Annotated in this window: 8 protein-coding genes and 2 pseudogenes; 5 read left to right on the top strand and 5 right to left on the bottom strand. The window is 58.7% G+C overall.

Translation table 11 applies throughout. The annotated features are described in order from the left end of the window. Nucleotides 1-393: 393 nt before the first annotated feature. Nucleotides 394-609: a hypothetical protein gene (locus SO180_RS27285; protein WP_449381923.1), complete on the bottom strand. Its 216-nt coding sequence runs from the start codon at nucleotides 607-609 to the stop codon at nucleotides 394-396. A gap of 78 nt (nucleotides 610-687) precedes the next feature. On the opposite strand from SO180_RS27285, the gene SO180_RS27280 reads away from it, so the two are divergent. Both SO180_RS27280 and SO180_RS27275 read left to right on the top strand, forming a co-directional pair. Then, on the top strand, nucleotides 688-942 hold the full coding sequence (locus SO180_RS27280; RefSeq protein WP_449381922.1) for a hypothetical protein: 255 nt from the start codon (nucleotides 688-690) through the stop codon (nucleotides 940-942). Between the two features lie 1,490 nt (nucleotides 943-2,432). Continuing rightward, on the top strand, nucleotides 2,433-2,555 hold the full coding sequence (locus tag SO180_RS27275) for a hypothetical protein (RefSeq protein WP_449381921.1): 123 nt from the start codon (nucleotides 2,433-2,435) through the stop codon (nucleotides 2,553-2,555). Between the two features lie 618 nt (nucleotides 2,556-3,173). Here the strand turns inward: SO180_RS27275 and SO180_RS27270 are convergent. Beyond that, nucleotides 3,174-3,623: pseudogene (locus SO180_RS27270) on the bottom strand (helix-turn-helix domain-containing protein); the annotation flags it as partial. Nucleotides 3,624-3,794: 171 nt separating this feature from the next. Between SO180_RS27270 and SO180_RS27265 the strand changes: the two are divergent. Together SO180_RS27265 and SO180_RS27260 are read left to right on the top strand one after the other, a co-directional pair. Beyond that, nucleotides 3,795-5,183, top strand: a complete 1,389-nt coding sequence (locus SO180_RS27265) for a UbiA family prenyltransferase (RefSeq protein ID WP_449381920.1) — start codon at nucleotides 3,795-3,797, stop codon at nucleotides 5,181-5,183. Nucleotides 5,184-5,306: 123 nt separating this feature from the next. Next, the gene (locus tag SO180_RS27260) at nucleotides 5,307-7,001 is read left to right on the top strand and encodes a hypothetical protein (RefSeq protein ID WP_449381919.1); all 1,695 of its coding nucleotides are present in this window, start codon (nucleotides 5,307-5,309) and stop codon (nucleotides 6,999-7,001) included. A gap of 293 nt (nucleotides 7,002-7,294) precedes the next feature. Here SO180_RS27260 and SO180_RS27255 read toward each other — a convergent pair. Further along, a pseudogene (locus SO180_RS27255) lies at nucleotides 7,295-7,840 on the bottom strand (transposase); the annotation flags it as partial. 398 nt (nucleotides 7,841-8,238) lie between these two features. Between SO180_RS27255 and SO180_RS27250 the strand changes: the two are divergent. Beyond that, nucleotides 8,239-9,180, top strand: coding sequence for a catalase family peroxidase (locus SO180_RS27250; RefSeq protein ID WP_449381918.1), 942 nt, complete (start codon nucleotides 8,239-8,241; stop codon nucleotides 9,178-9,180). 29 nt (nucleotides 9,181-9,209) lie between these two features. Here SO180_RS27250 and SO180_RS27245 read toward each other — a convergent pair whose 3' ends face one another. Beyond that, complete coding sequence (locus SO180_RS27245; RefSeq protein ID WP_449381917.1) at nucleotides 9,210-10,139, bottom strand: helix-turn-helix domain-containing protein; 930 nt, start codon at nucleotides 10,137-10,139, stop codon at nucleotides 9,210-9,212. A 12-nt stretch (nucleotides 10,140-10,151) separates the two neighbouring features. After that, nucleotides 10,152-11,081: a helix-turn-helix domain-containing protein gene (locus tag SO180_RS27240; RefSeq protein WP_449381916.1), complete on the bottom strand. Its 930-nt coding sequence runs from the start codon at nucleotides 11,079-11,081 to the stop codon at nucleotides 10,152-10,154. Nucleotides 11,082-11,137: the final 56 nt, after the last annotated feature.

Genomic DNA, 11,137 nt, shown 5'->3' with positions numbered 1-11,137 from the left:
GCCACGAAAGACCTTGCTCTTTCAAACCCCAGCTGAGAAGTTCGCAGAATGTGTTGCGGCGATGAGTTGAACCCGCCCCCCTCAACGGACATTCGCGGGCGTCTGCGTTCCAAGCGTTACTCGTTCCTAACTTGCCGGAACGATTTGCCCCTGCTCTGATTTTAGGGGAATGGACAAGCTACTAGAACGGGCCGACAGAGCCATCCGTGATAGCGAGTTGATCCGACGCCAAGTGGACCAAAGCATTGCGCTGGCGCGCTGGTGGAATGAGCGGGTGATAGCGACCGCGAGCCGCGCTCGCGAGGAAGCCACTCGCAGCCATCAGTCGCGCGCGGAAAGGACTCATAGAGCCGAGGAGGCGCAAGAAAATTTGTCGGCACGTAAAACGTCAAGCTAGGTTCCAGAAAACCATCGCCGAGCGTTGGCAACGAGTTCGGCCTCAGTTTTCTGAACGCCTTGCAGGGCTTTCCGCGCCGCTTCGTACCTGTGCCGGTAGTTTGCAGTCAACTCATCCATCAGTCGCTTGCGTTCCGCAATGAGGGAGCGGGCCTCCTCAATCGCGCGCGCGGCACGTTCATCGAGGACTTCCGCTAGGGTTCGTTCGATCATCCCCTCCTAACGCATGTTAAGATTTTTGGTTTCCGCTGTCCCGGTTCCGGGCGTATACTTGCCCCAATGGACCTCCGGATGACCTTGGCGCATTTGGCGGACGCAGAGCGGCATATTGCGCTGGGAGAACGTCATATTGCCCGCCAGATCGAGATCATCGACGTGCTGGGGCGCGGCGGTCATCCTACGGAACTCGCAACTCAGGTGTTGGATACATATCGCGAGTTACTGATAACTCACCTCGCGCATCGCGACTACATCCGCAAAGAACTAGAGCAGTTGGGCCAACCGATGTTCGCTTTCATACCGCTGTTGGGGGCTCAGCAGACGTGAGCCCCAAGCCATTTTTTCGACCTCCGCCCGAGGTTCGCCCACATGGCAGACACTCTCTGAGATCTTCCGGCATCCATACCTATTCACAGCCACGACTGACGGTGGTCGCGCGACGACCTGATCCACGAGGGATTGACAATTTGCCAGCAAGGTCGTGCGCCGCTTTGATCGCAGCATGCCCGCTGTCACCCGTCGCCGCAGCAAAGATGATCCACACCGCGAGACATGGCTGATATTCTTCGGCGACATCCGTGTCGGCGTTATCGGTCGCCGCGCCGGTGTCCCGGACTCGGCCCCGCAGTGGAGTTGGTCCAGCGGCTTCTATCCCGGCTCTGATCCGGTGAGCACCGCAGCGGCATTGACGAGACGTTCGACGAAGCCCGTACGAGTTTCCAAGCAGCGTGGCAGGAGCTGGCCGCCACGAGCATGGGGGCGGACTTCGAGATGTGGCGCCGCAACCGTGAATGGACCGCTTGGAAGGACCGGATGCACCGGCTAGCACTTCCGCTGCCGACACAGCGTCCAGAAGGGATTGCGCGCTGCTTCACCCGACACTCGACGAGCACATCCACACGATCCACCGCCAGACCGCCGTCTCACCCTTCCACGCCCCCCTCTGGTCGGCGCCTTTCAAGGAGGATTGAGCATCGGCGTTGCCCCGCATCTTGCCACAGTTAGTGCGCGCCGCCGCTGCATCTGCCAGATTTTCCCGGTGGTCCAATAGGGGTCCAAGTCCTCCAAAAGTGAACAACAAGTGGGTGGCTTGCCATGCGTGCTTGCGGTCGCGCTGTTGATGATGTCCTTCGTCAGCATCTTGAAAGTCTTGCTCATCAAATGGCGGAACTAGAGGAACTGCGGAACCGAGTGCTTAAGGCGGAGCAGAAGGTGAGGAAGAGACGGAGGCAGGAACGCTCGCACATTCGATTGGGCGCATCGAGCCAAGCATTCGCCATGGGCAATGATCATTAAAGCGTCCAATAGAATGATTATCTTGCTGAGCTGCATCGCCGTCTGTGGCCCACCCGCATTTGCTCAGGGCGGTGGCGCAGGCGGGAGCAGCGCAGGCTCATCTGCTGCCGCTACCGCAGGCGCTGGAACAGGAAACAAATCCTAGCAGTGCCAACTCAGGTCCATCGGCCCCTTCCGGCACGGGGACGCAGGATGTCACAACTGGCTCAAACCGGAGCACCAACACCCAACTGAACAATCCCAACGTTGAACGGCCCACGCCAAACACGCCAACGGCAGCGCAGGCCGAAAGAAACGCTGGCGTTGGTCACGCGCCGAATGGACAGCCAATCGGAACGCCGGGAACGGGCACGAGTGAGGAAGATCAGATGCGCCGATAGGCGCTCTCTCTCTCAAATGCGATGACACAAAGATCAGGGTTGGCACTATCCGGTTCGGCGACGACGCTTGACCAGCCAATACACGCCAGACCCGACTGCAAGTATTTGCAATCCTGCGCCCGCAATAGGCCCGGGGGCTCCGTGCGCATCACCGCCTTTTTTGAGGTGGCCGGGAGCGTTCTCACAGTTTCCGTTGCCGCGCTGAGCAAAACGGCTGAAAACTATGAAAAGCTGGCGCGTCGCGCAGAGCATCCGCACCGTTGAAGAGCTGGACGAGCGCCGCCGGAAGGAAGCTCGCACGAACATTCGCCAAATACATCCCGATAATCGGCTGCGATGATCACGCGACTGCGCATCGCTAAAGCATCGTCCCATCATGCCCCGGCAAGTTACCGCATGAATACGGCCATGGCCGTTAGCAGCGGCGTCATGCTGCCCACTGTAACCACGACTATCGCAAACGCCAGATCATTGCCCGTAGGAGAGACAGTAGCACATGATAAGGCCAGCCTAACGGCAAGTTGTGCCGGAATTCGGCAATCCCGAGATCGCCCGAGCGGAGACGTTGAATGAAACTGAGCAGGCGTGGCCCATTTGCCGCCCGCCTACGGAGCCGCTAGCCCCGGCTTCGCGCCGGGCAGGCTAGCGGCCCTTCGGACAGAACGCGCGGCAGCGTCCTGCAAGCTGAGCCTAGCGCGAACACCAGAGCGCAAACGTGCACTTTTGCACCGAGGCGGTCCGAATTCCAGTTGTTCCCGATTGGTAACGAGCACGCAAAAACTTATCTTCTGGCACGCGCGCATATGAACTCTGTCTCGCGACCACGAGCAAGCAGGAAGTTTCAATCCTTGTGGGGAATAAGGCGCTCGCCTGACCGGCGCGCTAACTCTGCCAGTCGAACGCAAGGAGGCGCTTGCGGTCGAGAAGCCTGACCTCGCGTTGCGTGTTGCCAACGAACTCGAGGACTCCCGCTCGACGCGATCGTGACAATGCGCGAGATACAGTTTCGAGGGTCAGGCCGAGGTAGTCAGCGATGTCCCGCCGTGGCATCGGGAGTGTTATGTTGGCAGCGCCAGTAACTCGGTTGTCCATTTCGAGGAGGTACGCCGCAACTCTTTCGACTGCATCTTTGCGGCCCGGAAGAAGCATGTGATCCTCAGCGTGCTGGAGGGCGTTGGTGGTCATGCGGAGCAAGTTATGCGTCACGGCCGCATCGCTGTCGGCAACCGTTTCGAGGCTTTGGCGCTTAATCGTCTCGACGATCGCTTTCGCCGTGAAGCGGTGTACGTCGCCGTTTTCCAGACCAAAGATGTCGCCGACAAGGTGAAACGCAATGTCCACTTTTGCACCGAGGAACCGACTCGAATTTTGCCGACTTTTCCTTACTCGATTTGCATTTGTTAAGGCGCGGCCTCAGCCCACCTCAGTAGCTTTCTCTTGCCGGGCAGCGATTCCATCGTGCGCGGGCGGGTGCGAGTTTGCAGCGAAGCTATGGGGAGCCTCATGTATATTAGCTCATCGCAGTCATCCGCCGACGCGATCGGCCCAGTCAGGGCAAGTCATCCAGAGGGCAAGGCCCTAATCGTCGATCTCGAAGATATTCTCCTCAACGTCGACTTTTCCCTTCAGTCGGCGTTTGTGCTTCTTACGCGAGATCCGGCAAGTATCGGACAGTTCGCGTTGCGTCTTCTGCGTGGGAGAGCCTCCGTCGACTCCTACATCGCCAATGCAGCATCCATAGACGCCTCCCTTCTGCCCTACAACGAAGTTGCTCTCGATCGCGTTCGACGAGCGGTTGCCAAGAACAGGACAGTCTATCTGGTCTCATCCTCGAACGAGCGTTACGTGCGCGCCGTGGCCAACCATCTCGGCCTGTTTGCCGGCGTGTTCGCCTCGAATAGTGACGAGCGAATGTCCGCGTCAGTCCTTCGGCAGCAAATCGATGATGCCTTGGGGCGCAATAGCTTCGAATGCTTCATACCAACCGAATCAGAGCAGGTACTCTGGCCCGTTTCGCCGGGGCAGATGCGCAATTGGCTGAAGTTGATGAGAGTGCATCAATGGACGAAAAATTTTCTGATATTCGTTCCGATGGTGACTGCTCAACGGATCGACCCGAATTCCCTCCTTTACGCGATACTGGCCTTCGTCTCGTTCTCGCTTATCGCCTCCGGCGCGTATATCATCAATGATCTTGTCGATATCGACGCTGATCGAGCGCATGTCCACAAGAAGCACAGACCTCTTGCCGCAGGCACGCTATCAGCGTCGCGCGCGCTGATTGTTGCTGCGCTGCTGACTATGACGGCTATCAGCCTCGCCATCTCGGTCTCAATGCATTTTGCGGCGGTAATCGCCTTGTATCTGCTGGTTACGACGGCCTATTCGCTCGTGCTCAAGCGCAAAATGCTTGTCGACGTGATCGTGCTGGCTGGACTCTACACAATTCGAGTAGTAGGCGGCGCTGTCGCAATCGTTGTTCCCCTATCGGAATGGCTGCTCGGATTCTCGATGTTTGTCTTTGTGGCGCTCGCGTTGGTGAAACGTTACGTGGAATTGACGGCTAGGATCGAGGCCGATTTGCCGGAGATGTCGAATAGGAACTACCGTAAGTCGGATTTGGGCGCTGTCGCTGCGCTGATGGCAGCGGCGTCGTTCAACGCGGTCACGGTGTTTGCTCTCTACATTTCGTCGGATACAGTCCACCATCTTTATCGGCATGCCCACTATCTCTGGTTAATTTGTCCGATTCTCATCTATTGGTTCGGCCGACTCCTTATGCTGGCGCACCGACGGGAGTTGGATGATGACCCGATATTGTTCGCCCTCAGGGACAAAAACAGTCTGCTCGCATTCGTGATGATTTGTGGAATTCTGATTAGCGCGATCTGAGGAGCTCACTGACTCGATTGGACGGTCGTTGGGCGGAGTTGGCTGCTTACAGGATTTGATTCGCGGTAAGTGATAGATCGCATGCCGCTTTACGTGACGTGTCGAGAATTCGGAAGCGACCTCATGGACAATTTTGTCGTTGCCAAACCTCCGCGTGCCCTTCCGCGAAAGGAGAGACGCGAACGACGTCTCGGCGATCTTGCAACAAAGGATGATTTCGTAGCCCGAGGAACTTGGTTCGCCGTGACATTGGGTATCTCCACGGTGCTGGGTGTCCAGATCGCTCTCGTTTTCATTGTCACCGGCGGGCATTTCGCATACAGCCTTGAGGCCCCCTACACGCACCTTGCCCTTGCCGACCAGATTGCACTTGGAAATTACGGACTCTTCGCCGGAGAACATTCGGCGCCCAGTTCGACGATCATTTTTCCCTTTCTGCTGTCTGCGTTGCGCTTTCTGGGCCTGGGCGCACTCCTTCCGCTTCTCGTCAACGTTGCATCGACGGTGGCTACAGGTGTTCTTGCCGTACGCCTCGCCAAGGAGTGCCAGATACCGCTGGCGCGCCTTTCGACCCAGTACTTGTTTGTATTGGCGGCCGTTATTGCCGTCGCACTCAACCTGCCAGGCTTGGCGCTGACCGGTCTTGAACATTCGCTGCATGTCGCAATGTCTGTCGCCTATCTGCTCGGTCTGGTGCGATTCGTGAGATATGGCCGCTGCGATTGGTGGTGGTTTGTCTGTATCATTGTTCAACCGATCATACGCTTTGAGGCGGCGGGGATGCTGGTCGCAGACACACTGATTTTCATCGCGTTCCGTCGCTATGGCTATGCGTTGGCAATCCTGGCAATTGGTGTGCTGTTGGTTGCGGGTTATTCCGCATTTTTGCATTTGCTCGGTCTGCCCCTGTTACCAAGTTCGATTTTGGCCCGTTCGGATTGGTCTAGTGCAGCGGTCGCCGATCACAGCGGTTTGGTGGCAGTCGGCGTTGCTCTGGCCAAGAACGTCTACTCCAATCTGAACAGTTTTGGAGCTGCGCAGATCCTTGCGGGAATTGCTCTTGGCGTAGTTTGGCTGGGAGGGGTAATGCGGGAACTTCAATGTCGCCCGATCACGAAATCGGACCAGGTCAAGCTGGCGACGCTTGCCTTCATTACCTTCGTTTCGCTAGCGCAAATAACGGGCGGCAAGCTAGGCTGGGTTCCACACCGTTACGAAATTTACGTGCTTGTTCTCAATGTGTGCGGCCTCGCCATTATCTTCGGCGAGGCGCTCTCTAAGTGGTGCACGAATGCGTCCTGGCGAGGCGTGGCGATCTTCTGCGCAGCTCTCACGATGATCTTTGCCGGATATGCCACGCAGTTTGCCTTCGCGATTCACTTGGCGCGCAGCGAATATCTTGGCGGCGCCCAACTCCACAGATTCGTCACGGATTTCTACCGCAAGCCTGTCGCCGTTAACCAACTTGGCTACGTCAACTACGGCAATTCCCAATATGTGCTGGATCTGTCCGGCCTGGGCTCCGAGTCCGCACGTATAGCGCGCATGACGGAGCACTCACTTGACTGGATGGATGTTCTCATGGAACGTCACGGAATTGGACTTGCGATCATGACACCTGGGATGGTTCCTCAGCATTGGATTAAGATCGCGACCTTGTCACGCAACGGGAGCAGTACCGAGAATTCCGACAGCGGCTTCGTTTTCTTTGCGCGTAAGGCAGACGATGTCGCTGAGATCGTCCAGGCTCTCGACAAGTTCGAGAGCACCTTGCCTAAGGGGGTGCAGCTAAAGCGCGACTATCCTCGGACGGGATAAAGGTCATCGTCGCGGGAGGTCGGATTAGGAATCGAAAGGAACGAGCATCTGGCGCTCTCCGTTATCCCGCATTGCGCCGCGAAGACCATCAAACGTCTCGCGCGCGGGCCCCAATTGAAAAATTCCGCTCAGGGTATTGCGAAGAACTCGATGTGAGTAGATCGGGTCCGATACACCTCGCTATCCGGGCCTCGACGAGGCGTGCGGACACTTCGCCTCTGGGCCGATTCCGATGAAAAAGGCGGCAGTAGTCCTGATGTATTGGCGCCAGCGCCGATGGGGCCCACCGGCCGTTATGCGGGTTTGAGTGATTGCGTCGGGATCAGCTTGGCCATCTTACGAAGGTTCCGGGCGGTGGCTGCGAGGGTGAACTCATCACGAGCACCTTTTGGACCTCGTCAACTTAGACGGTCGAGCTTGAGAATGCGCTTGAGGTGCGCGAACAGCATCTCGATCTTTTTGCGGAGCCGACGCGAGGTGCCTCCTTCCCACGACCTTGCGATCTGGCGGACCATGTCGCGAGCGCCCTCTTAGATTGAGCCCGGCACCCTCCGTGAGGGCTGCTTGGGCAACACCGGGACTTCAGTGCGCACCGATCGCAATCGCGCTTGCTGGCCATGTAAAGCATCGTGGCGCCATCGTTCACCAGCGCTCCGGTCGTGGTGAGTACCTTGCCGCCAGGACAGCGATACACGCCACCTGCGTGGTCATAGGTGAAGTCCTCGCGCGAGAATATCCCATCTGTGCGGACCGACTTGTCGAACACTGTGACGTGTGGCTCGATGCCGTGCTCGTATAGACCAACCATCCGAGATCTCGGCCGAGCCATAGCCGCAGTCGCCGAGACGAATGATCTGCACGTAAAATCCACGGCCGTTCCGACAAATGGGTCGATAAACCTGCGTTGAAACCGCAATGGCTTTTCTCCTTCGGAATGACGGCCTCTCGATCGACGAGCACGACGGGCTAGCCACTCGCCAATGCGGCGAGCGGAATACATGGGTCCAAGTCAATGGTCCGCTGCATCGCGAAACAACGCCTCGCTCGGACAAATCCAAACCATGGGCCCGCGACACCGATTCTAGCGACCAGCAGGGAGGCTAGCGCCTCCTTGCGCGCCCCTGGGCCATCGGTAACGACGCCGAGTGATTGTGGCGTCTGCAAAACGCAGCAATTGCTCTACAAGTGCAGCAATCGCTCTGGAGCGACGTAACACCGGGTTCGCTAGACCGTTGCGGTGTCAAACTCAAGATCCCGCCATGTCCCGAACGGCAGCGCCACGGCCGCGTCGATCGTCAACGCCCTGAAAGCGGTAGCCGGTGATCCACCGGAGGTACGTGCGAGCTTTGCCAAGGGCCAATGCGTCCATGGCGCTTATATCCCCTCGGATCAGGCAGAGGAGATTACTAAATCCCAGAGCTTCACAAGACCATCGCGCGTACTGGCCCGCTTCTCGGTCGGCGGCGGCAATCCCGGAGTGGTGAATACCGACGAGCGCGCGCTGCGCGGCTTCAGCTTCAGGCTCGGGAACGTTGATCATCGGTCCGACATTCTCACGCAGAGCGCTCCGGTGCACTATGCGAGGACGCTCGACCAGATGCTGGCGCTCCTCAACGCGAGCATTCCGGGAGCGGACGGCAGGCCGGATATGGAGAGAATCAGCGCATTTGCCGCCGCCAATCCCGAAACGCTGCACCAGGCCAATTACATCGCCACGCGTCCGGTGCCGGCGAGCTTTGCTGGAACAACCTATTGGGGCGTGCACGCCTTTCCCACGACGAATTCGATGGGGGAGACGCGGTTCATCAAGTTCAAGGTCACGCCGGTCGGCGGAGACTTCGCGCTGGCGGAGGACGAGGCCAGGACGAAGTCTGCGGATTTCCTGCACGAAGATCTCCAACATCGGATCGCCGCAGGCGATGCCCGCTTCAGCGTGATGGCGCTGCTCGATCGTCCCCGGGATCCCACTATGGACGTGACCATCCGTTGGCCGGACGAAGAACGACGAGAAGCAGTGCGGCTCGGAACGATCGTCATCACAGCTATCGAGCCAAACGATGCGTGCGACGCCTTCTTTTTCGATCCGGCAAATCTCGCCGAAGGCATCAGTCATCCGCCTGACGAGATCTTCGCGGGGCGCAGCGCCGCCTATGCCATCTCGTTTGCGAGGCGTCGTTGATCAGGTGAGTTCCCACTGATGGCCGCGGACTATGTCTCGCCTTCCGGCGTCCCAAGTGTTTCGCGGCGCCACACGGCTGGGCTGACACCGAGGGCTGCCGAGAACACCCGCGTAAAATGGCTTTGATTGGCGAACCCGACCGATAGTGCAATCTCGGCCAGCGGCAACTCGGGCACCGTCATCAACTGCTTGGCCGCCTTCACGCGCTGACGAAGCAGCCATTGGTGCGGCGGCAAACCAGTTGAGACCCGAAATGCACGTGAAAAATGGCTGACCGAGAGGCCGAACTCGGCCGCGATCTGCTGCAACGAAAGCTGCCCGCCGAGGTCGGATTCGAGTTTTTCGCAGGCGCGTTTCACTTGCCAAGCAGCGAGACCGCCGCGACTCGATACGGTGATGGGCTGCAGCCCGCCATAGGCCTGGGCGATGTGCGCGCTGAACGCGAGCATCATGTGGTCGATGAAAAGCTGGTTGACCTCGGCCGGCCGACTGAGCGCTTGCAACAGCGATGCTCCGATATGACGCATGACCTTGTCGTCATGGCCGAAGCCGAACTGACAGGCGAGGTCGCCAACACGCCGTGTACGGGATTCCTTGGCGACGGCGTCAAGCGCTGAACGCGGAAGATAAAACTGGAGGGAATGGAACGGCTTGTCGATGACAAAGCCCGGATCGCTCCTGAGGTCGTAGAGATACGTTGTACCGGCTCTGACATCCGCCTTAGTGACGCACTTGCCGTGATCCCAGAGTTCGCAGTCCGGGTAATTGTGAAGCTTAAGGCTGACGAGATAGGCCTCATCGGCCACCGAGCCCGAAAGGCCCGGCACGGGGTTATCGTCCTGGGTTTCCGTAACGGCGAGGTCGACGCCACGCATCGAACGCGTGATCAGCGAGGGCGGTGCATCCCTCAGGCGCAACTGCTGCCTAACCCTTTGTCCGAAGGTGCTCGCCTGTGCCATAGGCGCGGTCCCTTAGGTTTCGCTTCCCGTTGCACCATACGCTTGGCGGCGCCACGCGCCCGGGCTGACCCCGACCGCGGCCGAGAATACCCGCGTGAAGTGGCTTTGATTGGCAAACCCGACCGAAATTGCGATTTCGGCCAGGGGCAGATCGCGGACAGTCATCAACTGCTTGGCCGCTTTGACGCGCTGATTGAGCAGCCATTGATGCGGCGGCAGTCCGGTGGAGATTCGAAACGCGCGCGAGAAATGACTGACCGAGAGGTCAAACTCGGCCGCGATTTGTTGCAATGAAATCGTCCCGCCGAGGTCAGACTCGAGCCTTTCACAGGCTCGCTTCACCTGCCACGGCGCAAGACCGCCGCGAGCCAACTCGCCACTTCGCCTCAGCCCGCCATAGGTCTGGGCGACATGCGCGGTGAACGCAAGCATCATGTGATCGATGAAGAGCTGGTTGGCCTCGACCGGCCGACGCAGCCCCTCCAGCAACGACGCTCCGACATGACGGACGACCGCGTCGTCGTGTCCGACGCCGGGCTGATAGTCAAGTTCGCCGACGCGTGGCGCGCCGCTCTGTCTGGCGATATCGTCGAGTGCCGAGCGCGGCAAATAGAAAAAGACCGAATGGAACGGCTTATCTATGACGTAGCGTGGATCGCGCTTGAGATCATAAAGATACGTCGCACCGGCGCGGATGTCCGTCTTGACGATGCTCCGCCCGCGTTCCCAGCATTCGCAGTCCGGGTAGTCGCGAAATTTAAGACTGACAAGATAGGCATCCTCAGATGGAAACGAGCCCGAAAGATCGCGCACGGGATCGTCATTCCGGGTTTCGGTGACCGCGAGTTCGGCGCTGCGCAGGGAGCGCGTGATCAGCGAGGGCGCGTCCTTCAAGTACAAGGGTCGCCCGAGCCTTTCTCCGTAGACGCCCGCTTGTGTCATCTGAGGTCAGTCTTATCAGTGGAGTTGGATTGGGCGGGCTATCCTCGCGCCCGCAA

Source organism: Bradyrhizobium sp. UFLA05-112, assembly GCF_053572325.1.
The sequence above is the reverse complement of the archived record's forward strand: the minus strand, read 5'-3'. Positions and strand labels throughout refer to the sequence as shown.